Here is a 21,742-nt window from a genome sequence, read left to right as displayed (position 1 = left end):
CGGGATGGCGTCGCACTGAGCAAGGGATGTGGGACATGAGATTCATTTTCGAAGTCGACATGAACACCGAGGCGATGAAGCTGGACCCCGAGGCCGAGCTCGGACGGGCGTTGCGCTACTGGGCCGGAAACCTCAAGAACTACCCCATGGAACCCGGCGCCGGGGAAGACATCTTCGACAGCGAATACAAACCCGCCGGCAGCTGGGCCATCGTCGACGACTGAGCCGGCCGCGCACGCTTGACCGGCGCGCCCCGCCCGACGGGGCCAAACGGATGTCAGACTTGCACTCGTGGATATCCAAATCATCACCACCGTCGTCGCCGGCCTGCTGTTGGCCGTTGCCGTCGTGGGAACCATCGTCCCCGTGCTCCCTGGAAGCCTGCTTGCCATCGGCACGCTGCTGGCCTGGGGCTGGATCCTGGGCGGCCCTGCCGCCTGGTGGTGCGCCGGCATCGGCATGGCCCTTGCGCTTGCCGGCTGGGGCGCCTCCACGGTGCTGACCGGCAGGAACCTCAAGCAGCAGAAGATCCCGCGCGGCTCCATTGCCCTTGCCATCGCGCTGGCGGTCGTGGGCATGTTCCTGATCCCCGTGCTCGGGCTCTTCATCGGCTTTGCCGTGGGGTTGGTGCTGGGGGAATATGGGCGTCGCAAGGATTTCCGGGCGGCGCTGCGCTCCTCCGGTTCCGCACTCAAGGCCATGGGGCTGGGCGTCCTCGTCGAATTCGGCTGCGCGGCCATGGCCTCGTCGGTCTGGATGATCGGCGTGATCGTGCACTTCGCCACGCGCTGAGCGGCGGATGTGCGCGGCGCCACGGGAATGGGGCGGCCCAGGCCACAGACCCCTGTGAGCTTGCCAACCGAAAGTGCTTATTAGCGCTTTCGTCGATAATTCGCACGTAATCTCAATGTTGTAACGATTGAGATGATTGCGGGTGTCGGCTTCCCCGCTGGAAGATTATAAAGGGGTAGGCAATGCGGTTGGCGCGTCGAACAATGCCACTTGGCGAAGACATCCTGTTGGCCCGCCATGGGTCCAACATTGCTGAAATGACCCAGGACCGCAAGAACAACCTGACCCGCGCCCGCCTGATCGACGGCAGCATCGACACCGCCTCCAACTTCCTGGTGAGCCTGAACGCCATGGCGGCGATCACCCCGGCCGAGCGCTTCAGCAAGGTCGCCGGCGACTACTCGGCCGACCGCCTGCCCGTCAGCCGTTCGGAAATCCGCTTCATGGCCAAGCTCTCGGCCGCATGGGGCGTCGCTTCCCTCGCCTTCATCGGCGGAATGAGCTGGGTCGTCTACAACTACGGCGATCCGGAGATGCTCATGCAGGTCATGGGCACCTCGCTCTAGGGCCACTCCAACTTTTCCCATGCCGCCCCGTCGGGCCGCACCCCACTCTTGGGTGCTTCCGGCGGGGCGGTTTTGCGCTCTGCGGGGCACGCAGGCTCAGCGCTTGCGGAACGAGAAGCGTCCCACGACCCAGCCAATGAGCAGCACCGCGCCAAGGGAGATCCACAGCGGGGCGTTCATCTCGAGGAACAAGAATTCTATGCGGACCCGCTGGCGGTTTTGCAGGATGAAGATGACCGCCAGGGCCGCGCCGAGGATGGCGATCCAGTTCTTGGCCGAGAGCCGCGCGAAGAATTGAAGGACGGGGTTCTTGGTGCTGCCGGGGGTTTCGCTCATGTCAACAGGGTAGTCGAATCCCGCGGCCCGACACGTGGGCCATTGCGTTGGCTCCTTGCAGCCGCCGGAGTGATTCGACGGTGCTGCAGCCGGCTGGAAATTCATTCCGGTGCGGGAACGTGATGCCTAGGTGCCCTTCACCTGCCAGGAATCGACGGCCGGATGACGAGGGATCCTGCTTTCCCACCATCCGGCCGTCGCCTGGGGCACCTACAGCTGGTTCCTGCTAATTCTTGACGGCCAGCTGTGGGTAGACCGATTCCAAGGGGGCACTGAGGGCCGCCTTGAGCTGAACCGACGTCTGGTCCGCGAGGACCTCGTGCTCGCCGCCTTCGAGTGCATCAAAGACCGTAGCCACCAGGTCTGCCGGGTCCACCTTCGGATCGGTGGCGTGTGCGGCCATTGCGGTGTCCACGTATCCGACGTGCACGCCCAGGACCTGGACTCCCGCCGGAGCAAGCTCCAGGCGCAGGGAGTTCGTGGCCGACCACAGGGCAGCCTTCGTCGCGGAGTAGATTCCCGCCACTGCCCACCAGGCCAAGGCCGAGTGGATGTCGATGATCGCCGCGTTGTCCTTGGCTGACAAGACCGGGGCGAAGGCGCGGGAGAGGAAGAGCGGGCCCAGGAAGTTGGTCTCAACGTTCCGGCGAATCTCCTCGTCGGTGTGGGCAAGGATGCCCGGGGTGGAGATCGAGGTGCCGGCGTTGTTGATCAGTACCGTCACGTCCCCGGCGGCCGCCAGTGCGGCCCGGATCGATGAAGGATCGGTGACATCCAGGGTGAGCGGCACAATCCGATCGTCGTCCCATTGCCGTGGGGTGCGGGCGGTGGCGTAGACCTTCGCCGCTCCACGGGCGAGGGCCTCGCGTACGAAGTGGGTGCCGATACCGCCGTTCGCCCCGGTGACGAGGACCACGGCTCCGTTCAATGAGGTCATGGGGAGGTTCCTTCTCTTGTTGCGTCAGGATTGCGCAGTCGCGCTTTCCCAGGGGTGGTGGGGTCAGGATTGGCTGAGTGCTGGATAGTCGGTGTTCCCGGCGGCGCCACCGCCATAAATGGTCGTTGGCACGATCTCGTTCAGCGTTGCGTCGGAGCGCAGGCGCTCAACGATGTCGGGGTTGGCCAGGGCGAAGCGGCCCAGCGGGGCGACATCGGAGAGACCTGCGTCGATGTCGGAAGCGATCTGTTCCCGCTCGCGCCCGTAGCGGAGGACCAGCAGGGCGCTTGGCCACAGCTCGCGGAACGAGCGCAGCAATTCGTCGTCGCCGAGATGATGCACGTGCAGATACGCCAGGTTCAGCTTCGCGAGTTCACCGACGAGGTACCGGTACTGGGCGCGCACCGCCTCGGTGCCACCCTCGTTGAGCCCGCCCAGCGGGAAGGCGGGGGAGATGCGAATGCCCGTGCGGTCGGCTCCGATCTCCTGGGCCACGGCGGCGGCAACCTCGATGACAAAGCGAGCGCGGTTTTCCACCGATCCGCCGTAGGCGTCGGTGCGCTGGTTGGCGTTCGGGGAGAGGAATTGGTGCAGGAGATAGCCATTGGCGCCATGGATCTCCACGCCGTCTGCCCCGGCTGCGATCGCCGAGGCCGCCGCGTGGCGGAACTCCTCGATGACCCCGCCGATCTCCCCGCTGCCCAGCTCGCGCGGGACCGGGACCTGCTGGCGGCCGGTGGGAGTGAAGATCTCATCGTCCGGGGCAATCGCCGACGGAGCCACAGCCTTCCGACGGTGCGCGGTGTTGTCCGGATGCGATATCCGCCCCACGTGCATCAGCTGGATGAAGATGTGCCCGCCGCGTCCGTGCACCTCATCGGTGACCTTGCGCCACCCTTCAACCTGCGCGGGGGTGTGGATGCCCGGAGTGTTGAAATACCCTTGTCCGTCCTCCGACGGCTGGGTTCCCTCGGTGATCAGCAGTCCCAGGGAGGCGCGCTGTCCGTAGTACTCGGCAGCCAGATCACCCGGGGTGCCGTCGGCATTTGCGCGATTTCGGGTCATGGGGGCCAGAGCAAGGCGGTGATGCAACTGGATGCGGCCCAGGGAGAAGGGCTGCCACAAGGATGAAGTTGTCATGGGGTAGGTGTTTCCTTTGCTGGGGAGGGCCGGATGCGGCGGTCGTGCCTGGTTGCCATCCGATAGAACCGATTCATCGTGGGATAATGATTGCCTGATCGGGATGCCGATCCCGATCACTAACGACTATACTCATAACTGAGTGCGGTCATAATTTATTTCGAGAGGATCACCACATGTCATCGCCGTCCCAACAGCTCGGTCGGCGCGAACGCAACAAGCTGGAAAAGCTCGAGCGCATCACCGCCGCAGCCAGTGAATTGTTCGCCAAGCACGGGATCGAGGACGTCACTACCCAGCAGATTGCCGAGAGGGCAGACATCGGCACCGGAACGTTGTTCCTGTACGCGAAGTCCAAGGGCGAATTGCTGCTGCTTGTCCAGAACGCGCACTATGCCCTCGCGCTGGAGCGCGGGCAGGCAGCGGCCGCGAAAACGCCAGATGTGCTTGAGGCGGTGCTGGCAATATTGACGCCAGTAGTTGAATGCAACCGCGTGCAGGTCGAGAACGGGCGCACGTACCTGCGTGAGATGGTCTTCGGTGACCCCGCCGAACCGCGCCATGCCGAGGCCCTGGAAATTGTCGCCCAAACCCAGGAGGCACTCGCAGCGGTCCTTGGCCGGCATGAGCGCATCGGTGAAAGCGAAGCGACAACACTTGCAGGTGTTGTCTCCGCGGTCATGTTCCTCACGATGGCCGCGAGCATGAATGCGCAACGGAGCACCGTTGAGGTCATCGATGCCATCAGGACGCAGGTTTCTGCCATACTTCCGCGCTAGGCGGTAGCCGAGTCGCCGAGCCCGAGCAACCATTACCCGTATCGAGCATGTGGAGATCCAACGATGTCAGCAAGGCCCACGCCACCGGCGAACCGTTCGCGGACGATCCATTACCAGGTCCCCGAAGCGGATAAGACAAGGCTGTTCGAGCGGACCGGGCTCGAGCAGCTGCGCGCCATGGCCGAAGGGCGCATCGCGGCACCGCCGATCAGCAGCCACATCGGTTTGGAGTTCGTGGACGTCACCGACGGGGACGTCGTGATGACAGCGCAGCCGGACGAATCGCACTACAACCCGATCGGATCGGTTCACGGCGGTTTCTTCGCCACGGTGCTGGACTCCGTGTGCGGATGTGCCGTGCACAGCACCCTTCCGGCCGGAGTGGGATACACCAGCCTGGAAATCAAGGTCTCTTTCCTGCGTCCGATCACTGCCGAAACAGGCGCCGTCACCGCGCATGGCTGGGTCACCCGACGCGGTCAGGCGGTCGCCTTCGCCGATGCCGAGATTCGGGACGCGGAAGGCCGGGTGCTGGCCACCGCCTCGAGCACCTGCCTGATCATCTACCCGGACGGTGCCGTCCCGGACTCCCGGCCCGGTCCGGCGATTCAATAGCGTCTACGCATCGCCGGATGGGCCGCACTGCAGAAGAAGTTTGCGGTGCGGCCCATCCGTTTCGAGGGGAAGCACCGCCATTTAGGCGGCCAAGAATTTCGCGGCGATGGGAGCGAAATCCTGGTGAAACTGGAAGATGCCGCCGTGCCCGGAGTTCGGATAAATGATCAGCTCGCTTCCGGCGATGCCACGGTTTAGTTCCTCGGACAGAACCGTGGGGACCATCCGGTCGTTGTCGCCGTTGGCGATCAGCGTGGGCCGGGTGATCACCGAGAGATCCGATGGCTCTGAACGCCCGTACTTTTGGATGGCCTTCAACTGGGTTTGGAGTGCCTTGGTGGAGATGGCGGCATCGCGGTTGCCTGTGCGTTCCTTGAGACGACCAATGAACGCCTTCCCTGCCCGTTTCCCTGCAGCGTCGCGGTTGAAGAAAAGGAACTCCTTCGGGTCCGAACGCGCGAGTGCAGCGCGCAGGATGTCGCGGTAGGTCACCCCCGCGACCTTGTCGATGTCCTTGCCGCCGCGTGGTCCGGTGCCGGTCAGCACCAGCCTGCGCACCAGATCGGGGTGCTTGACGATCAGGTCCTGGGCGATGAATCCACCCATCGAGAAGGAAAAGACATCGATCGTCTCGAACCCGAGGGCGGTGATGAATTCATAGGCGTCGTCGGCGGCTTCCTCGAGTGTTTTGCGCACTCGCCCGGAGGACGCGCCGACGCCGAGCTGGTCGAAAGTGATTACATGCCGACTCCGAGCAATGGGATCAACGATGCGTGGATCCCAGTTATCCAAGTTGGCGGCCAAATGCACGAAGAAGACGACCGGGATCCCGCCCTTGGGGCCCAGCTCCCGGTAGGCGAATGTTTCCCGGCCAACGGTGATGCTCTTGGTCGGCGCCATGGCATAGGACTCGATGACCGGTTCCACCTCGTTGCTGGTGGTCATGGTGGTTCTCCTTGTTGAAGATGCTGATGGAGGTGGAGATGGTTGCCGGTACCGGATCCGGGCCGGTGGCACTCAGTCGTTGACGACGACGACTTTTCCGCGCATTCCGCCCTTGGACAGCGACTGAACCGCCTGCGGCGTCTGGGTGAAGGGGAAGGTCGCACCCACGATTGGGCGCAGGGCGCCGTCATCGATGAGCGCGGAAATCTTGCGCAGCTGTTCACCGCTGGGGTGCATGAACAAGAATTCATAGGATACGCCGAGCTTCCTGGCCTGTCGGCGGATCTTGCTGCTCAGTCCCGTGGTGACCAGTCGCAGCAGGGGGTTTAGTCCCGCCTCCTTCGCAAACGCCGGATCCGGTGGACCGGAAATCCCGATCGCCTTTCCTCCGGGCCTCAGGATCCGCAGCGACTTTTCCAGGTTCTCGCCACCCAGGGAATCAAGGACCAGATCGTAGCCGGAAAGCTCCTTCTCGAAGTCCTGGCTGCGGTAATCAATCACTTCGTCGGCACCCAGGGAGCGAACGAAGTCTGCATTGGCGGCCGAGGCCGTGGTGGCAACATGGGCGCCGAGGTGCTTGGCCAGCTGGATCGTCAATGACCCGACACCTCCGGCGCCTGCGTGAATCAGCACCTTCTGGCCAGCCTTTAGCTTCCCCTTGACCACCAGGGCCTGCCAGGCGGTCAACGCCACCAGCGGGAGGGACGCTGCTTCCGCCACGGTAATGGAGGTGGGTCGCAACGCCAGATCCGCCTCGGCGACTGCCACCCGTTCGGCGAACGTCCCCACCTGGTCCTTGGCCACCCGGGCGTAGACTTCGTCGCCAATCTTGAATCCGGTGACATTCGCGCCGATGCCGATGACGCTACCCGCCATGTCGTGCCCGATCCCATGAGGCAACGAGTAGGGCAGGATCGCCTTGAACTCGCCCTCTATGATCTTCGCATCGAGCTGGTTCACGCCGGCGGCGGCTACCCGCACCAGAACATCGTGGTCACCCACGGCGGGTTCTGGGACATCTACTTGCTGGAGAGGTTGCTTGTACTGGCTGAACACGAACGCTTTCATGGCGCATGGGCTCCTGTCTGGGTTGGGTCTTTGGATGGTGTTGATGTTGTTCGGCGTTCGGGGAACGTGAGGACCCCGTGCGTGAGGATCATGTGCTTTTGAACCACGGCGCCGTGCCCGGAGCCGGGAAGCATTCGCACCGAGCAAGTTCGCAAATGTCTTGCCGCTGCGTCGATAACGGAGGTAGGGGCCCTAACGTCATTCTCTCCAGGAGCGATCCTTGGCTCATCTGGGAGGCGACGGCCAGCGGGCCTTGCCGTCGAGCCTCGGGCAGTTGTGCGGGGGAGTGCCCCGGGGATTGCCGTTGATCGAGCTGGCCGCCATGTTTCCTCACACCTTGTGTTACCCGAAATCGGACAATACGATCATACTCAATTATGAGTGCACTCATTTATTAAGTCAAGAGCGAGAAACTGTCGGGCCCTGGCCGTGGTTCTAGGCGAGCTCCGCCTGGTCCATGAGCCCGGCGATGATGGCCCTGAGTCCGGTCATGAAGGCGGTGTCGGCGCTGTTTCGGCCCGTCGCCCGTTGCGCCTCCAGGGCGCTTTCGAAGCTTGGCATTTTTCCGGCATTTTCGCCCGGGTCGAAGATGTCCAGGGGCGCGGTGGCGTCGAGGGCCGATCCGAAAATAAACGATTCGAGCGCCACGATGGCCGGGACAATCTCGGCCTGCTTCCAGCCGGCACGGGTGAATCCCGCGGCGACCTTTTCGTACATTTCCTGCGTACGCGGGGAGCCGGAGACCGGCAGGACCGCGATCAGCGGAATCAGCGGCGCGTGTCCGGCGAAGATGTCCCGGTAGGTCACCGCCCATTCCGCCAGGGCCTCGTCCAATGGCAGTGTTTCAAAGACCGAGGAATCGACCCCGTCCATCACGATTTCCTGGATCCACTGCATGAGTTCCTGCTTGGATTCCACGTGGTTGTACAAGGCTGACGGGGAGACGCCCAGCGACTTTGCCACCGCGGACATGGTCAGGGTGGAATAGCCCCCCGCCACAACGAGCTTCAGGGCGGCCCGGGCAATGAGGTCCCGGTCGAGCACCACCGACCGCGGACGGCCGGCGCGGCGACGGGGCGCCCCGGCCTGTGCTGCTGCTTCCTGGTTCAAAGTCCGCTCCTGACGTGGCCTACTTCACAATACTGCACTTTATGGCCTACCATGGAACCAGTCTAGTAAATGAATGCCATTCATTTAAAAACCGAAAGAAGTGGAAGCCATGACAACCCTGGATCGCGACGTCGTCATCATCGGAGCGGGTCCCTCAGGCCTGACCGCAGCCTACGAACTGCGCAAGGCCGGCAAGACCGTCGCAGTGCTTGAGGCACGCGACCGCGTCGGCGGCCGCACCTGGAGCCAGAACATGGACGGTGCCACCATCGAGATCGGCGGCCAGTGGATCTCCCCGGACCAGACCGGCCTGTACTCGCTGATCGAGGAACTGGGCATCGAGACCTTCGAACGCCACAAGGAAGGCGCCTCCGTCTACCTGGCCGAAGACGGCACCCGCACCGTCTATTCCGGGGAAGACTTTCCGGTGGCCGAGTCCACCGTGGCCGAGATGAACAGGCTCATTGCCGAAATGGATCGCCTCACCACCGAGGTCGACCCGGACGCCCCGTGGGAACACCCGCAGGCCGAGGAACTCGACAAGATCTCCTTCCACCACTGGCTGCGCAACATTTCCGGCGACGAGGTTGCCTGCAACAACGTCGGGCTGTTCATCGCCGGCGGCATGCTCACCAAGCCCGCCCACACCTTCTCCGCGCTGCAGGCGTTGCTGATGTCCGCCTCCGCCGGATCCTTCTCCAACCTCGTCGACGAGGACTTCATCCTCGACCGCCGCATCGTCGGCACCATGCAGGGCGTCTCGATCGCCGTGGCCGAACGGCTGGGCGAAGACGTCTTCCTGAACAACCCGGTGCTCAAGCTCGACTGGTCCGATTCGGGCGTGACCGCCCACGGCGCGGACGTGAGCGTCAACGCCAAGAAGGTCATCGTTGCGGTTCCGCCGAACCTGTACTCGCGCATTTCCTACAACCCGCCGCTGCCGCGCCGCCAGCACGTGACCCACCAGCACCAGTCCATGGGCCTGGTCATCAAGGTCCATGCCGTATATGAGACTCCGTTTTGGCGCGAGGAGGGGCTCTCGGGCACCTGCTTCGGTCCGTCCTCGATCGTGCAGGAGGTCTACGACAACACCTACCACGGGGAATCCACCGGCACCCTGGTCGGGTTCATCTCCGACACCCAGGCCGACGCCATGTTTGCCCTGGACGAGGCCGCGCGCAGGGAAGCCATTCTCCAGGGCATCGCCGGGTTCCTGGGGGACAAGGCGCTGGATCCGGAAGTGTTCTACCTTTCCGACTTCGCTGCCGAGGAATGGACCCGCGGGGCGTACGCCACCAGCTACGACCTGGGCGGCCTGTTCCGCTTCGGACCGGACCAGAACAAGAACGTCGGCCCGATCTACTTCTCCTCCTCGGATTTGGCCGGCGAGGGCTACCAACACGTCGACGGCGCGGTGCGCATGGGGCGGCGAACTGCCGCGCGCATCGTCGCCGCGGTGGACGGCACGGAGTGCGACAAGGACTACGACGGTGTCGTCTCCAAGTTCGGCACCCTCGCGGCATTGGACGCCTAAGCACCATGCGCCTCCTTGTTGGATACACCGCGGATGCCCGAGGCGCCGAGGCGATTGCCCTGGCCGCCGCGCTGGGCGGCCCCGCTGCCCACCTTGACCTTGCCATCGTCCTGCCCGAAAGCACCCCGTTCTCCGCGGTGTACCCGGGCGGCGACCACGGGTATTGCTCCATCCTGGCCGAGAAGGTCGACCTGTGGGCGAAGGAAGCGCTCGCCCTGGTCCCTCCGGGCATCAGCGCCCGCGTGATTGCCCGGGCGGTAGGCTCCCCAGCCCAGGGCCTGATTTCCATGGCCACGGAGACCGGCGCACGGGCCATCGTGCTGGGCGGCCGCAAGCGCCACATGGCAGGGTTCTTTGCCCCGGGATCGGTGGCCAGCGCGCTGCTGCACGCCTCGCCGATCCCCGTGGCCATGGGTTCCCCCGAGGCCGTTGACTCGTTGGAGAGGGCCAACGGCCAGCTGCGCCGGGTCACCGCCCTGGTGGGCACCCGCCCCGGGGCCAAGGGGGTGGTGCAGGCGGCCGCTGCCGCCGCGCACCACCAGGACCTGCAGCTTCGGGTCGTGTCCCTTGTGGCCCAGGACGACAATAACGAACGCGGCGCGGACCTGGACGAGTCCATCTCCCGGGCCCGGGCAAGCGTCGCCGAGGTCGTGGCGGAACTGGGCGTCGCAGCCGAGATCTCCATTGCCTCCGGCACCGGCATCGACGATGCCATTGCCGAATTGGGATGGGAAGACGGGGAAATTGCCGTCGTCGGTTCGAGCCGGCTGGCGCGCAAGCGCCGGCTCTTCCTGGGCTCCACTGCCCAACGCATGTTGCGGACCCTGCCGGTTCCGCTGGTGGTGGTTCCCAAGAACTACAAAACGGGGCCGGCACGGTCCTAGCACCAATCACCGCATGATGGTGCGGCGCGTTCCCCTTCGGGGTCGTTTGCCGCACCGCCTGGATGAAGGAAACCAATCATGAGTCGTGAAACAACGACCGAAACCCGCCCCGCGCAGGATGCCGCATCGGGCCTGGGCGCCAAGGGACTGTCAAAGGGCACCGTCGGGGTGCTCGGCGCCGTCGTCATCGGGATTTCGTCCATTGCCCCCGCCTACACGTTGACCGCGGCGCTGGGGCCAACGGTCGCAGAGGTGGGCACCCAGCTCCCGGCGATCTTCATCGCCGGGTTCCTGCCCATGCTCCTGGTGGCCCTGGGGTACCGCGAGCTCAACAGCGCCATGCCCGACTCCGGCACCTCGTTCACCTGGGCGACCCGCGCGTTCGGGCCCTGGATCGGCTGGATGGGTGGCTGGGGCCTGGTCGCCGCCACCATCATCGTGCTCTCCAACCTGGCGGCGGTCGCGGTCGACTTCTTCTACATTCTGCTCGCCCAGCTCACCGGCAACGACGCCATCGCCGAGCTGACGACGAACCTATGGGTCAACATCCCCACGACCCTGGTGTTCATCGCCGCCGCGTGCTGGATTTCCTATCGCGGCATGCAGACCACCAAGGCCTTCCAGTACTGGCTCGTCGCCTTCCAGCTCATCGTGTTGGCCTGGTTCGCAATCGCGGCCTTCGGCCACGTGAAAAACGGCACGGCCTTCGACCCGACACCCATCTCGCTGGACTGGTTCAACCCCCTCGCGGTGGAATCCTTCGGCGCCTTCGCCGCGGGCATCTCCCTGTCGATCTTCATCTTCTGGGGCTGGGACGTCACCCTGACCATGAACGAGGAGACCAAGAATCCGGCCAAGGTGCCGGGCCGCGCCGCGACGATCACGGTGCTTGTCATCATGGGCATCTACATGGTCATTTCCCTTGCGGTGATCGCCTATGCGGGGGTCGGCGAGACCGGGCTCGGCGCCGGCAACCCGGAGAACCAGGAATCGATCTTCGCCGTCCTGGCCGGACCCGTCATGGGCCCGTTTGCGATCCTGATGTCCCTGGCCATCCTTTCCTCCTCGGCCGCCTCCCTGCAATCGACCCTGGTGTCCCCGGCCCGCACCTTGCTGGCCATGGGCTACTACAAGGCACTGCCGGAGACCTTCGGCAGGATCTCTCCGCGCTTCATGTCCCCGTCGGTGGCGACGATCACCGCCGGCGCGGCCGCCGCGGGCTTCTACGTCATCACCCGACTGCTCAGCGAAAACGCGTTGTGGGACACCATCACCGCCCTGGGCCTGATGATCTGCTTCTACTACGGCGTCACGGCGCTTGCCTGCGTCTGGTACTTCCGCCGCGAGGCCTTCGACTCGGTGCGCAACTTTTTCTTCAGGTTCCTGGCCCCCCTGCTGGGCGGGGTGATCCTGTTGGTGATGTTCGTGAGCACCGCGCGCGACTCGATGGACCCGGACTACGGTTCGGGCTCCAACATCGGCGGCTTGGGCATGGTGTTCATCCTGGGGGTGGGCGTGCTGCTGCTGGGCGTGGCAATCATGTTCTGGATGCGCGTGCGCAGCCCCGGATTCTTCAGGGGGGAAACGCTCAAGCGCCTGAGGTGAACCGTGACCCCCGGGACCAGGCAAGACGGCTGCCCGCCGGATCGCGACTTCACGTCGCGGGCGGGCAGCCGCCTTCATTAAGCCCCCAAGGAATCCCCTCACCCGCCCCCCCAACGGCATGGGAGAATTGGGGGTGGCGGCAGGGAAGTCTCCCGCCCCGAACCCATTCTTTGATGAAAGAGAGTCATGAGCGAGGAACTTGTGGTGCTGTTGGCGGCCGACGGCACCCGCATCGGCACCGAGCCCAAGGCGAGCGTGCACACCGCGAACACCCCGTTGCACCTGGCGTTTTCCTGCTACCTCTATGACCCGGAGGGCAGGATCCTGATGACCCGGCGCGCCCTGGGCAAGAAGACCTGGCCGGGTGTGTGGACCAATTCGTTTTGCGGGCACCCCGGTGCGGACGAATCCTTCGAGGATGCAATGGTCCGCCGTGCCGGTCAGGAACTGGGCACCGCCATCGGCGGGATCCGACCGCTGCTCCCTGACTTTGCCTACCGGGCAGTTGACGCCTCGGGCATTGTGGAAAACGAGGTCTGCCCCGTTTTCGCGGCCCGGATAGTCGGGGACCTCGAGCCCAATCCGGAGGAGGTTGCCGAATACGCGTGGGTTGCCCCCGCTGACCTGTTGGCGGCAGCCAGGGCAACGCCCTTCGCCTTCTCCCCGTGGCTGCTCGAACAAATCGCCCAGGGCTCGCTGGACGTACCTCTGCCATAGGACGGGTTGCGGGCCGAAGCCTCCCTGCCCGGTTCACGGGCAGGGAGGCTTCGGCATTCCCGGCGCCCTTGGGGTGGGCACAGCCTTGCACGATGGCAGAAGCGGGATCCCACACGGGTGTTTCATGGGCAAAATTTAGTAGGAAGACCTAGTAAATTTCGATGCTTCCTAGTAGTCTCGCGAATGAGCGCAAAGCCCAGCATCACAAGGAGAACTCGGATGAAGATCGTGGTTTTGATCAAGCAGGTTCCGGACACCGCGGAGGAACGCAGGCTGTCTCCCGACACCGGGAAGGTCGACCGCGAAGCCGCCGACCCGGTCATTGACGAAATCACCGAACGCGCCCTGGAACTTGCCCTCACGGTCAAGGACGGGGACAAATCCACCGAGGTCGTGGTCGCCACCATGGGACCGGCAGAAGCCTCCAAGTCCATCCGCAAGGCACTGTCCATGGGCGCCGATTCCGGCATCCACATCCTGGACGACTCGCTGGCCGGGGCCGACACGGTCCTCACCGCCGCGGCTCTGGCAGCGGCGCTGCGCGGGACCGGGGCAGACCTGGTCATCGCCGGCAACGAGTCCACCGACGGCCGCGCCGGAATGATCCCGGCGATGATCGCCGAACACCTGGACCTGCCGTTGCTCGGTTCACTGGTATCCGCCGACATCGGAAGCGACGCCGTCACCGGGGTGCGGGTCTCCGAGCTCGGCACCCAGGAGGTCGTCGCGTCCTATCCCGCGATCCTCACCGTCACCGAACGCTTCGAGGAGGCGCGCTTCCCCAACTTCAAGGGCATCATGGGCGCCAAGCGCAAGCCCGTGGCAACGATCTCCGCCTCCGAGCTCGGCATCGCCGCCGAGGTGCGCAGCACCGTGCTGGACCTTGCGCAGCGACCCCCGCGCAACGCCGGCCGCAAGATCGTCGATGACGGGAATGCCGCCGCCGAACTCGTCGACTTCCTCGCCGCCCGGCGCCTGATCTAGCAAAGGTTCCCACCATGCCCAGCATCCTTGCCCTCATTGAACTGACCCACGCCGGACACGCCACCGCCTCGGCGCGCGGCCTGCTGGCAGTCGCCGCCCGGCTTGGCACCCCCGTCGCCGTCACTGTTTCCGCGACCGCGCTGCCGCCGGAAACCGTGGCCAGGCTCGGCGAGCTCGGCGCCGCGAAGATCCACGCCGTGGAAATGGCCGACGCTGACACCACCCTGCTCACCCCGCTGGTCGACGCGCTTGCCGACGCCGTGGCCGCCCATGCACCGGCGGCAGTGCTTGCCGCTGCATCCGTCGATGGCCGGGAAGCGGCGGCGCGCCTGGCCGTGCGCACCGGAGGGGGAGTGCTGGTGGATGTCGTTGACGCCACCTTGTCCGACTCCGGGATCGTCACCGAGCACTCGGTCTTTGGCGGCAACTACACCGTGCACGCGGCGGTGCCCGACTCCCTGCCGATCATCACCCTGCGCTCGGGCGCCATCGACGAGCAGGCCGCGCCCGCCACCCCCGAGCTCATTGCGGTGAAGCTCGAGCCGGGAACCGCCCGCACGGCGAGCATCACCTCCCATGCCGACGTTCCGGAAACCTCGTCCCGGCCCGAACTGCGCGGGGCCGCCACCGTGGTCTCCGGCGGCCGCGGACTGGGCTCCGCCGAGAACTTTGAGTTGGTCGAGCAGCTGGCCGACGCCCTCGGCGGGGCCGTCGGCGCCTCCCGCGCCGCGGTCGACGCCGGATACATTGCCCAGGGGGCGCAGGTCGGGCAAACCGGCGTGAGCGTCTCCCCGCAGCTCTACCTCGCCCTGGGCATCTCCGGTGCCATCCAGCACCGCGCCGGCATGCAAACGGCCAAGACCATCGTGGCGATCAACCGTGACGAGGACGCACCGATCTTCGAGATCGCCGACTTGGGTATCGTGGGGGATGTGTTCACGGTGGTTCCGCAGGTGGTCGAACTGCTCAAGTCCCGCTCCTGAGCCACCCCCCATGCACCAACCAACCACTAGCACGAGGTACCAAAGATGACCGCACGGTCCACCCCCAAGAAACTCTCCGCCAACAAGTGGGTGCGCGCCGGCATCATCGCGGGATCGCTGATCGTCCTGCTGCTCATCGCGGTCTTCGTCGCCCGCTGGATGGTCACCCTTGAGGGCGTCAAGACCTGGATGGCGACCTACCCCGGGCACTCCGAGCTGCCAGCCGGCACACCCGTCGGATTCCCCGCCTGGCTGGGCTGGCAGCACTTCCTGAACGTGTTCTTCCTGGTGCTGATCGTGCGCACCGGCTGGCAGGTGCGCACCGTCACCCGCCCGGCAGCACACTGGGTGCGCAACAACAAGGGCCTGATCCGCACCAAGGGCGCCCCCAACCGCATCAGCCTGGACCTCTGGTTCCACCTCACCCTCGACGCCCTGTGGGTGCTCAACGGCATCATCTTCGTCGTCGTGCTCTTTGCCACCGGCCAGTGGGCGCGCATCGTGCCCACCAGCTGGGACATCATCCCCAACGCCCTGTCCGCAGGGCTCCAGTACCTCTCGCTGAACTGGCCGACCGAGCACGGTTGGGTCAACTACAACGCCCTGCAGGTGCTGACCTACTTCGTGACCGTATTCATCGCGGCCCCGCTGGCGATCATCACCGGCCTGCGGATGTCCGGGGCCTGGCCCAAGAAGGCTGTTGCGCTCAACAAGGCCTACCCCATGGAACTCGCCCGGGCGCTGCACTTCCCGGTCATGATCTACTTTGTCGCCTTCACCGTGGTGCACGTGGCCCTGGTGCTGGCCACCGGGGTGCTGCGCAACCTGAACCACATGTACGCGGCCAACGATTCGACCGGTCCCGCCGGGCTCATCATCTTCGCGGTGTCCATCGTCGTGATCGTGGGGGTATGGTTCCTGGCCCAGCCGGTCTTCCTGCGCCCCCTGGCCTCGCTGACCGGCAAGGTCGGCAAGTAGCCGAGCCCCCGGTCCGGCCCCCTACTGCGTGAACCCGACATCCGCCCACCGCACAGACCCAGGAGCCGAGCATGTTTGAACCCACCGAAGACCAGAATGCCATCATCGAGATGGTGGCCGACTTCGCCACCGAACAAATCGCGCCCCATGCGGCGGCCTGGGACCGGGACCACCATTTCCCCGTCGACGTCCTGGCCGAGGCAGGGGCCCTGGGCATGGGCGGGATCTACGTGCGGGAGGACTTCGGGGGCTCGGGGATGAGCCGGCTGGATGCTGCCCTGATCTTCGAGGAGCTGGCCAAGGCCGACCCGACCATCGCCGCCTACATCTCCATCCACAACATGGTGGTGTGGATGATCGACAAGTTCGGCAACGACGAGCAGCGCGCGGCCTGGGTTCCGCAGCTGTGCACCATGGAGATGCTGGGCAGCTATTGCCTCACCGAGCCCGGAGTCGGATCCGACGCCGCTGCGCTGAGCACCCGGGCGGTGCTGGACGGGGACTCCTACGTGCTCAACGGGACCAAGCAATTCATTTCCGGCGCCGGGTCCTCGGGCGTCTACCTCGTGATGGCCCGGACCGCTGACACCGGCAGCGCCGGCATCACCGCCTTCCTTGTGCCGGACGGGACCCCGGGACTGTCCTTCGGGGCGCTGGAGGCGAAGATGGGCTGGAACGCCCAGCCCACCCGCCAGGTGGTCATGGACAACGTCAGGATTCCCGCGGGCAACCGCCTGGGGGAGGAGGGGACAGGGTTCGGGATCGCCATGAAGGGCCTGAACGGCGGCCGCGTGAACATCGGCGCCTGCTCGGTCGGTGGCGGCCAGGCGGCGCTGGAGAAGTCCATTGCCTACCTGAAGGAACGCGAGGCCTTCGGAAAGCCGCTCATCGGCCAGCAGGCCCTGCTCTTCGAGATCGCCGACATGGAGACCGAACTGGAAACGGCGCGGACCATGATCTGGCGTGCCGCCGACGCCCTGGAACGGGGGACGGCGGACGCCGTGCGCCTGTGCGCCATGGCCAAGCGCGTGGCCACGGATGCCGGGTTCAACGCCGCCAACACGGCATTACAGCTGCACGGCGGCTACGGCTACCTCTCCGAATACGGGATCGAGAAGATCGTGCGTGACCTGCGGGTGCACCAGATCCTGGAAGGCAGCAACGAAATCATGCGCCTGGTCATCGGCCGCTTGGCCGTGGAGCGCTAATGCCGGGTTGCCCCGTGGCGGGGCACCGCCGGATCGGCTAGTTTCCGGCCCAGGCGGTGGCCTGGACCTCAACCAGAAGCTCTGGCGCCAGCAGTGGTGCGACGATGGTTGCACGCGAGGGGCGGTGGCCACCGAAGGTGTCGACCCAGGCGCGGTTGTATTCGCCGGCCATGGAAGCGTCGTTGATGTAAACGGTGGTGGTGGCCACGGCATCGAGCCCCAGATCGAAGCCGGCCAGGACGGTCTGCAGGTTCTTGAGGGTCTGGACAGTTTGCGCGTAGATGTCGCCCTCGCCGACCAGGACCTTGTTTTCGTCCTTGGAGACCATGCCCGAAACGAAGACGAAGTCGCCGGCGCGGGTGGCGCTGGGGAACGGGCTTGCCTCGGTGGTGATGCCCGCAATGTCGATATTGGTAAGTCCTGTGGTGCCCATGGTGCTCCTCAAGTGGAAGTGGTCCGGTGGCAAGTCGCCGCCCAGAACAGACTAGGGCATCTGGCGGGCAAGCACCGGGACATGGGGCACGGGTGCGGGACTCTTAGCCCAGGTGATTGAGCAGGGCCGTGGTGCGGTACGGGATCACGTCGCGCAGGATCATCGACGTGGAGGTCCGGGTGATGCCCGGGCAGAGGCGGATCTCCTCGCTGACCCGGTACAGGTCATCCGGGTCCTTGGCGACGGCGCGAATCAGCAGGTCGGTGTCTCCGGCCGGGGCGACACATTCGAGGACCTCCGGAATGAGACTCAACGCCGCGATGGCTTCTTCCAAATGTGACTGGTCGAGCTCCGCGCTGACAACGGCCGAGACCCCGCGGCCAACCGATGCAGGCTTCACGCGGCTGGAGTTCGGGCGCAAGGCACCGGAGTTCGCGAGCCGCTCCATGCGGGTCTGGACGGTGCCGCGGGCCAGGCCCAAGCGTTGCGCCAGCATCATGGTGGGAACCCGGGGATCCTCGTCCAGGGCCAAGAGAATGCGCCTATCCGTATCATCCAGTTGGTACGATTCCGGCGTCATTCCGGCTCCTTCGCCTAGGTTCGGTCAGACTGACCAAGTTGTTCGGTAGCTACCGCTCCATGTTAGTCAAAATGATCAGTGATTCCCAACTGTGTTGCACGGTATGCCCGGTTGTTGCTTTAGTAGTTGTTAGAAGCTCATCCAAGGTCACAAGCTACGGCGAGCAGACCCCCGTAGCGGGACCGGATCCAGGCCGCGCTACGGGCCGGCCCACCAGGCCGCAGGTCGAACATTAAGAGTGGTCCGCAAAGATTCCAAGCATCTGGAGTCATCGCGGGCCACTCTTGTTTTCGCCGTTCCTCCCCGCTTCGCTGCTCTCGTGACGCGTAGCAGTTATCCACAAAAGTGCTTCGGAGAGTTTCGCCGGATCGGGAAACGGGTAGCCTTCAATGCATGAGGTTCATGCGCCTAGAAGATGTCGCCGACGAGTTGAACGTAAACCTGCCGCAGGTGCGGTCCCTGGTGCGCAGCGGGGACTTGCCGGCAATCAAGATCGGTGGACGCGGCGTCTGGCGCGTGGAGCGCAGCGAACTTGAGGCTTACATCCAGCGCCAATACACGGTGGCGCGGGAATCCATCGAAGCCGGGGCCGCCGACGGCGACGAAGACTAGATACTCGGTGGTTCGCCGATTTTGCGTGCGGCCCACCACGGGTTTAGGCTAACAACATTGCGGCTCCAAGCCGCAAAACGGGGCATTAGCTCAGTTGGTAGAGCGCTTCGTTCGCATCGAAGAGGTCAGCGGTTCGATTCCGCTATGCTCCACACATTGCACCCGCAGGAACCTTAGGGTTTCGGGCGGGTGCTCTTGTATGGACCGGCTGGTTCCGGGACCGGCTCCCATGCGGTGACTGATACGGCACCGCCGTCAATGATGTCCAGGTCCACCGGCGAACTGTGGCGCAACGATCCCGCATAGGGTGCCACCAGCATGGTTCCGGTGCGCATATCCCCGGCCGCCGCCATCGCGTTCCAGCCCAGATATGCCCGTGCGCTCTTGCCGGGCGGTAGGGTGATGGCCGAGACCCCGGGGTCGTCGGTCATGAAGGATCCGCCATGGACCACCAACACCTCTATGGCCCATCCGTCGGCGTTGTTGAAGGCGATGTCGGGGTAGGACTCCACGACGCAAGGCCCGGTCCCGGTATTCGTCAGGTCAAAACCCATGCCTCGGTGCCCCGTCGCACCCTCGGGTTCGTGCCAAGAGATCGACACGTCTTCGCCCCGGCACCAGTTGTCCTTGGCCGGCTGAAAGGCGTCCGACCGGTTCGACCAGCCGTATGGTGTCGGCGAGGGAGTGGCCTGCGGCGGCGGCGCAGCCTGCGGGGCCTGGGTTTCTTCGGTGTAGGTGTAGGCGGCGGGGATCGTGACGACCAGTATCACCGCGAGGAGCCCTGCGATCAGCAGCGGCATGGCATCGGCGGGTCGCCGCACGGTCTTCGGGTCGGCTAGCGGCTTGGCGGATTTCATGGCGAGGGCTCCCGCCAAAGCCGGCAGCCAGCCCCAGACGATTCCCCAGTAACCGGCCGCCAGCAAAGCGGGCTGGATACCGTCCAGCAACCAGGCAAGGCGCGCCGGAGGCCAAGAGGCAACGACGTAGCCAAGGGAGGACACGGTCGCCGTGGCGAAGCCGGCAAGGACGATGGCCATCCACGTGGCAAGGAATCCGAGAGGTTGCCGACCGGCACGCAAGCCAGCTCCCCGCAGCAGCAGGAGCGTAAACGCCATCACTGCCAGGACTGAAAAGAGGGAAAGCAGGATCGGCCACGGCTGGGCCGATTGCCAGGTTCGCATTGAAATTGTCTCGGGAAACAACATGCGGGTGAATTGGGTCGGGAGGCGGACCTGATGGGCGAGCGTCAAGCCGCTCAGCGCGCCGCTGAACAGCCAGCCAATTCCTGCCCCGGCGACGATCCAAGCGGTGCCGATCGTTGTTTTTTCGTATCGTCCCATGCCATGGAGCCTATCCGAGCCGACTCGCGGTTCGGATGCCCCCTCGACGCTGACACGTGTGGATCTGTCACCAATGAACTACCGATCTGCCGAAGGATACTCGTGCGACGTGCGGGCAGGCGGAGCCCATCATCTTCGACCTCGACTGGCGCCGACGGGCTTCATGTCGCCGGACATGGCCACGCGCCTTGCCGAGTCACATAGGGACGTGGCGGGGCGCCGACGGCAGGAACCCGGCAGTCCACTCACGGCCATGTCGGCCGCGGGAATTTCCCCCTCATCGATGGAGACGACGCCCAACGATGCGGAGGCGCAGGGGCCCGGTGCAAGGACTTTTCGGACTGCGGAGAAGCCATCCCGTGTACCGTGAGCCCTATGGGGCGGGCCATTTTGGCCTGCTCCACCTAGGAAGAGAACAAGACGCATGGGCTTTACGAACGAACTTACACTTGGTGTCATTGCCACTTCCAACAAGGTTGACGAGCGGCGTTTGCCGATCCATCCTTCGCACTTTGAACGTATTGACGAGCGCTTCCGCAGCCGTATCACGGTCGAATCCGGCTATGGGCGTGCCTGCGGAATTGACGATGAAGAGCTTGCGCCCTTCGTCTCAAAATTTGCCACCCGCCAGGAAGTAATCGCCGGTAGTGACATCGTACTTTTGCCCAAGCCCCAGGTCTCGGATCTGATGGAAATGCATGAGGGGCAGACGCTGTGGGGCTGGCCGCACTGTGTCCAGGACACTGCGCTGACGCAGCTGGCCATTGACAAGAAACTGAACGTGATTGCCTTCGAGGCCATGAACCACTGGGGCACGGACGGCAGCTTCGGGCTTCATGTGTTCCACAAGAACAATGAGCTGGCAGGCTACTCGTCCGTCATCCACGCCCTACAGCTCTGCGGCATGACGGGTGACTATGGGCGCAGGCTATCGGCAACCGTCATTGGGTTTGGAGCCACCGCCCGTGGAGCGGTCACGGCCTTGCGCGCCCACGGGATCCACGACGTGCGTGTCCTCACGGGTCGCTCCGTCGCCGCGGTCGCTTCACCCATCCACTCGGTCCAGATGGTGCAGTTCGACCACGACGGCGGACCGAATCTGAGCGAGGTCATCACTGACGAGGGACGATTGCCGCTGGCGCCGTTCCTGGCCGAAAGCGACATCGTGGTGAACTGCACGCTGCAGGACCCGAACGCCCCGTTGATGTATCTGCAGACCGAGGACCTTGCGGCGTTTTATCCGGGCAGCCTGATCATCGATGTTTCGTGTGACGAGGGAATGGGTTTTGAATGGGCCAAGCCCACGACCTTCGCCCAGCCGATGTTCACCGTTGGCCGGAACATCAACTACTACGCGGTTGATCACAGCCCCTCTTATTTGTGGAATTCCGCAAGCTGGGAAATAAGCGAAGGCCTGTTGCCGTTCCTGAATTCGGTCATGGACGGACCGACGGCCTGGGAAGAAAACGAAACGATTGCCCGGGCCATCGAGATTCGTGACGGCGTCATCCAGAACCCGGCCATCCTGGAGTTCCAAAACAGATCTGCGGAATACCCGCATAAGATGGCATAGGGCTGATTCCCGGAGCAGGTTCG

At 64.7% G+C, this 21,742-nt stretch carries 24 protein-coding genes and 1 tRNA gene; 16 read left to right on the top strand and 9 right to left on the bottom strand.

Features of this window, described 5'->3' with window-relative positions:
- Nucleotides 1–35 precede the first annotated feature (35 nt).
- The 3 genes from AC6CHY_RS00565 to AC6CHY_RS00555 all read left to right on the top strand — a co-directional run bounded on the left by AC6CHY_RS00565 (nucleotide 36) and on the right by AC6CHY_RS00555 (nucleotide 1,358).
- Nucleotides 36–224, top strand: coding sequence for a hypothetical protein (locus AC6CHY_RS00565; protein ID WP_217387513.1), 189 nt, complete (start codon nucleotides 36–38; stop codon nucleotides 222–224).
- A 67-nt stretch (nucleotides 225–291) separates the two neighbouring features.
- Nucleotides 292–792, top strand: coding sequence for a DUF456 domain-containing protein (locus AC6CHY_RS00560; RefSeq protein ID WP_498225092.1), 501 nt, complete (start codon nucleotides 292–294; stop codon nucleotides 790–792).
- Nucleotides 793–995: 203 nt separating this feature from the next.
- Nucleotides 996–1,358, top strand: coding sequence for a hypothetical protein (locus AC6CHY_RS00555; RefSeq protein WP_217387515.1), 363 nt, complete (start codon nucleotides 996–998; stop codon nucleotides 1,356–1,358).
- A 96-nt stretch (nucleotides 1,359–1,454) separates the two neighbouring features.
- Here the strand turns inward: AC6CHY_RS00555 and AC6CHY_RS00550 are convergent, their stop codons facing one another.
- From AC6CHY_RS00550 to AC6CHY_RS00540, 3 genes are all read right to left on the bottom strand, one after another.
- Nucleotides 1,455–1,694, bottom strand: coding sequence for a LapA family protein (locus AC6CHY_RS00550; protein ID WP_498225091.1), 240 nt, complete (start codon nucleotides 1,692–1,694; stop codon nucleotides 1,455–1,457).
- Between the two features lie 226 nt (nucleotides 1,695–1,920).
- A complete protein-coding gene (locus tag AC6CHY_RS00545) occupies nucleotides 1,921–2,631 on the bottom strand; it encodes an SDR family oxidoreductase (RefSeq protein WP_498225090.1) in 711 nt (236 codons plus the stop codon).
- 63 nt (nucleotides 2,632–2,694) lie between these two features.
- Nucleotides 2,695–3,771 (bottom strand): alkene reductase, encoded by a 1,077-nt coding sequence (locus tag AC6CHY_RS00540; protein WP_498225089.1) that lies wholly within the window; start codon nucleotides 3,769–3,771, stop codon nucleotides 2,695–2,697.
- Between the two features lie 176 nt (nucleotides 3,772–3,947).
- On the opposite strand from AC6CHY_RS00540, the gene AC6CHY_RS00535 reads away from it, so the two are divergent.
- Together AC6CHY_RS00535 and AC6CHY_RS00530 are read left to right on the top strand one after the other, a co-directional pair.
- Nucleotides 3,948–4,550, top strand: coding sequence for a TetR/AcrR family transcriptional regulator (locus AC6CHY_RS00535; RefSeq protein ID WP_498225088.1), 603 nt, complete (start codon nucleotides 3,948–3,950; stop codon nucleotides 4,548–4,550).
- A 63-nt stretch (nucleotides 4,551–4,613) separates the two neighbouring features.
- Nucleotides 4,614–5,165 (top strand): PaaI family thioesterase, encoded by a 552-nt coding sequence (locus AC6CHY_RS00530; RefSeq protein WP_254455758.1) that lies wholly within the window; start codon nucleotides 4,614–4,616, stop codon nucleotides 5,163–5,165.
- An 81-nt stretch (nucleotides 5,166–5,246) separates the two neighbouring features.
- Here the strand turns inward: AC6CHY_RS00530 and AC6CHY_RS00525 are convergent, their stop codons facing one another.
- From AC6CHY_RS00525 to AC6CHY_RS00515, 3 genes are all read right to left on the bottom strand, one after another.
- Nucleotides 5,247–6,110, bottom strand: a complete 864-nt coding sequence (locus AC6CHY_RS00525) for an alpha/beta fold hydrolase (RefSeq protein WP_498225087.1) — start codon at nucleotides 6,108–6,110, stop codon at nucleotides 5,247–5,249.
- A gap of 72 nt (nucleotides 6,111–6,182) precedes the next feature.
- On the bottom strand, nucleotides 6,183–7,178 hold the full coding sequence (locus tag AC6CHY_RS00520) for an NADP-dependent oxidoreductase (RefSeq protein WP_217387520.1): 996 nt from the start codon (nucleotides 7,176–7,178) through the stop codon (nucleotides 6,183–6,185).
- A gap of 435 nt (nucleotides 7,179–7,613) precedes the next feature.
- Nucleotides 7,614–8,288: a TetR/AcrR family transcriptional regulator gene (locus AC6CHY_RS00515; protein ID WP_498225086.1), complete on the bottom strand. Its 675-nt coding sequence runs from the start codon at nucleotides 8,286–8,288 to the stop codon at nucleotides 7,614–7,616.
- Nucleotides 8,289–8,397: 109 nt separating this feature from the next.
- On the opposite strand from AC6CHY_RS00515, the gene AC6CHY_RS00510 reads away from it, so the two are divergent.
- The 8 genes from AC6CHY_RS00510 (at nucleotide 8,398) to AC6CHY_RS00475 (ending at nucleotide 17,181) form a co-directional block, all read left to right on the top strand.
- The gene (locus AC6CHY_RS00510; protein ID WP_217387522.1) at nucleotides 8,398–9,822 is read left to right on the top strand and encodes a flavin monoamine oxidase family protein; all 1,425 of its coding nucleotides are present in this window, start codon (nucleotides 8,398–8,400) and stop codon (nucleotides 9,820–9,822) included.
- 5 nt (nucleotides 9,823–9,827) lie between these two features.
- Nucleotides 9,828–10,706: a universal stress protein gene (locus AC6CHY_RS00505; protein ID WP_217387523.1), complete on the top strand. Its 879-nt coding sequence runs from the start codon at nucleotides 9,828–9,830 to the stop codon at nucleotides 10,704–10,706.
- 78 nt (nucleotides 10,707–10,784) lie between these two features.
- Nucleotides 10,785–12,311 carry an APC family permease gene (locus AC6CHY_RS00500; protein WP_498225085.1) on the top strand — a complete coding sequence of 509 codons (1,527 nt, stop codon included), beginning with the start codon at nucleotides 10,785–10,787 and terminating at the stop codon, nucleotides 12,309–12,311.
- Nucleotides 12,312–12,497: 186 nt separating this feature from the next.
- The gene (idi, locus tag AC6CHY_RS00495; RefSeq protein WP_217387525.1) at nucleotides 12,498–13,028 is read left to right on the top strand and encodes an isopentenyl-diphosphate Delta-isomerase; all 531 of its coding nucleotides are present in this window, start codon (nucleotides 12,498–12,500) and stop codon (nucleotides 13,026–13,028) included.
- A 219-nt stretch (nucleotides 13,029–13,247) separates the two neighbouring features.
- Nucleotides 13,248–14,012, top strand: coding sequence for an electron transfer flavoprotein subunit beta/FixA family protein (locus tag AC6CHY_RS00490; protein WP_498225084.1), 765 nt, complete (start codon nucleotides 13,248–13,250; stop codon nucleotides 14,010–14,012).
- Nucleotides 14,013–14,026: 14 nt separating this feature from the next.
- Nucleotides 14,027–14,995, top strand: a complete 969-nt coding sequence (locus AC6CHY_RS00485) for an electron transfer flavoprotein subunit alpha/FixB family protein (protein WP_498225083.1) — start codon at nucleotides 14,027–14,029, stop codon at nucleotides 14,993–14,995.
- 45 nt (nucleotides 14,996–15,040) lie between these two features.
- Nucleotides 15,041–15,973, top strand: a complete 933-nt coding sequence (locus tag AC6CHY_RS00480) for a cytochrome b/b6 domain-containing protein (protein WP_498225082.1) — start codon at nucleotides 15,041–15,043, stop codon at nucleotides 15,971–15,973.
- A gap of 71 nt (nucleotides 15,974–16,044) precedes the next feature.
- Nucleotides 16,045–17,181, top strand: a complete 1,137-nt coding sequence (locus tag AC6CHY_RS00475) for an acyl-CoA dehydrogenase family protein (protein WP_498225081.1) — start codon at nucleotides 16,045–16,047, stop codon at nucleotides 17,179–17,181.
- A gap of 37 nt (nucleotides 17,182–17,218) precedes the next feature.
- Here the strand turns inward: AC6CHY_RS00475 and AC6CHY_RS00470 are convergent, their stop codons facing one another.
- Entirely contained in the window at nucleotides 17,219–17,614 is a 396-nt protein-coding gene (locus tag AC6CHY_RS00470; protein ID WP_498225080.1) for a RidA family protein, read from the bottom strand.
- Nucleotides 17,615–17,717: 103 nt separating this feature from the next.
- Nucleotides 17,718–18,194, bottom strand: a complete 477-nt coding sequence (locus AC6CHY_RS00465) for an Lrp/AsnC family transcriptional regulator (protein WP_217387531.1) — start codon at nucleotides 18,192–18,194, stop codon at nucleotides 17,718–17,720.
- 393 nt (nucleotides 18,195–18,587) lie between these two features.
- Between AC6CHY_RS00465 and AC6CHY_RS00460 the strand changes: the two genes are divergently transcribed.
- Complete coding sequence (locus AC6CHY_RS00460) at nucleotides 18,588–18,806, top strand: helix-turn-helix domain-containing protein (protein ID WP_498225079.1); 219 nt, start codon at nucleotides 18,588–18,590, stop codon at nucleotides 18,804–18,806.
- Nucleotides 18,807–18,885: 79 nt separating this feature from the next.
- Nucleotides 18,886–18,958, top strand: a tRNA-Ala gene (locus tag AC6CHY_RS00455).
- A 21-nt stretch (nucleotides 18,959–18,979) separates the two neighbouring features.
- Here the strand turns inward: AC6CHY_RS00455 and AC6CHY_RS00450 are convergent.
- Entirely contained in the window at nucleotides 18,980–20,146 is a 1,167-nt protein-coding gene (locus AC6CHY_RS00450; RefSeq protein WP_498225078.1) for a DUF4232 domain-containing protein, read from the bottom strand.
- A 424-nt stretch (nucleotides 20,147–20,570) separates the two neighbouring features.
- Between AC6CHY_RS00450 and AC6CHY_RS00445 the strand changes: the two genes are divergently transcribed.
- Nucleotides 20,571–21,719 carry a N(5)-(carboxyethyl)ornithine synthase gene (locus AC6CHY_RS00445; protein WP_498225077.1) on the top strand — a complete coding sequence of 383 codons (1,149 nt, stop codon included), beginning with the start codon at nucleotides 20,571–20,573 and terminating at the stop codon, nucleotides 21,717–21,719.
- The last annotated feature ends 23 nt before the right edge of the window (nucleotides 21,720–21,742 follow it).

The sequence above is a fragment of the Paeniglutamicibacter sp. GQ140 genome (assembly GCF_059759235.1).
The sequence above is the reverse complement of the archived record's forward strand: the minus strand, read 5'-3'. Positions and strand labels throughout refer to the sequence as shown.

Bases quoted from the DNA above. Each gene is read 5' to 3' on its own strand.
- AC6CHY_RS00565 (WP_217387513.1), top strand. From the start codon at position 36: ATGAGATTCATTTTCGAAGTCGACATGAACACCGAGGCGATGAAGCTG.
- AC6CHY_RS00555 (WP_217387515.1), top strand. From the start codon at position 996: ATGCCACTTGGCGAAGACATCCTGTTGGCCCGCCATGGGTCCAACATT.
- AC6CHY_RS00550 (WP_498225091.1), bottom strand. From the start codon at position 1,694: ATGAGCGAAACCCCCGGCAGCACCAAGAACCCCGTCCTTCAATTCTTC.
- AC6CHY_RS00545 (WP_498225090.1), bottom strand. From the start codon at position 2,631: ATGACCTCATTGAACGGAGCCGTGGTCCTCGTCACCGGGGCGAACGGC.
- AC6CHY_RS00540 (WP_498225089.1), bottom strand. From the start codon at position 3,771: ATGACAACTTCATCCTTGTGGCAGCCCTTCTCCCTGGGCCGCATCCAG.
- AC6CHY_RS00535 (WP_498225088.1), top strand. From the start codon at position 3,948: ATGTCATCGCCGTCCCAACAGCTCGGTCGGCGCGAACGCAACAAGCTG.
- AC6CHY_RS00530 (WP_254455758.1), top strand. From the start codon at position 4,614: ATGTCAGCAAGGCCCACGCCACCGGCGAACCGTTCGCGGACGATCCAT.
- AC6CHY_RS00525 (WP_498225087.1), bottom strand. From the start codon at position 6,110: ATGACCACCAGCAACGAGGTGGAACCGGTCATCGAGTCCTATGCCATG.
- AC6CHY_RS00520 (WP_217387520.1), bottom strand. From the start codon at position 7,178: ATGAAAGCGTTCGTGTTCAGCCAGTACAAGCAACCTCTCCAGCAAGTA.
- AC6CHY_RS00510 (WP_217387522.1), top strand. From the start codon at position 8,398: ATGACAACCCTGGATCGCGACGTCGTCATCATCGGAGCGGGTCCCTCA.
- AC6CHY_RS00505 (WP_217387523.1), top strand. From the start codon at position 9,828: ATGCGCCTCCTTGTTGGATACACCGCGGATGCCCGAGGCGCCGAGGCG.
- AC6CHY_RS00500 (WP_498225085.1), top strand. From the start codon at position 10,785: ATGAGTCGTGAAACAACGACCGAAACCCGCCCCGCGCAGGATGCCGCA.
- idi (WP_217387525.1), top strand. From the start codon at position 12,498: ATGAGCGAGGAACTTGTGGTGCTGTTGGCGGCCGACGGCACCCGCATC.
- AC6CHY_RS00490 (WP_498225084.1), top strand. From the start codon at position 13,248: ATGAAGATCGTGGTTTTGATCAAGCAGGTTCCGGACACCGCGGAGGAA.
- AC6CHY_RS00485 (WP_498225083.1), top strand. From the start codon at position 14,027: ATGCCCAGCATCCTTGCCCTCATTGAACTGACCCACGCCGGACACGCC.
- AC6CHY_RS00480 (WP_498225082.1), top strand. From the start codon at position 15,041: ATGACCGCACGGTCCACCCCCAAGAAACTCTCCGCCAACAAGTGGGTG.
- AC6CHY_RS00475 (WP_498225081.1), top strand. From the start codon at position 16,045: ATGTTTGAACCCACCGAAGACCAGAATGCCATCATCGAGATGGTGGCC.
- AC6CHY_RS00470 (WP_498225080.1), bottom strand. From the start codon at position 17,614: ATGGGCACCACAGGACTTACCAATATCGACATTGCGGGCATCACCACC.
- AC6CHY_RS00465 (WP_217387531.1), bottom strand. From the start codon at position 18,194: ATGACGCCGGAATCGTACCAACTGGATGATACGGATAGGCGCATTCTC.
- AC6CHY_RS00460 (WP_498225079.1), top strand. From the start codon at position 18,588: ATGAGGTTCATGCGCCTAGAAGATGTCGCCGACGAGTTGAACGTAAAC.
- AC6CHY_RS00450 (WP_498225078.1), bottom strand. From the start codon at position 20,146: ATGGGACGATACGAAAAAACAACGATCGGCACCGCTTGGATCGTCGCC.
- AC6CHY_RS00445 (WP_498225077.1), top strand. From the start codon at position 20,571: ATGGGCTTTACGAACGAACTTACACTTGGTGTCATTGCCACTTCCAAC.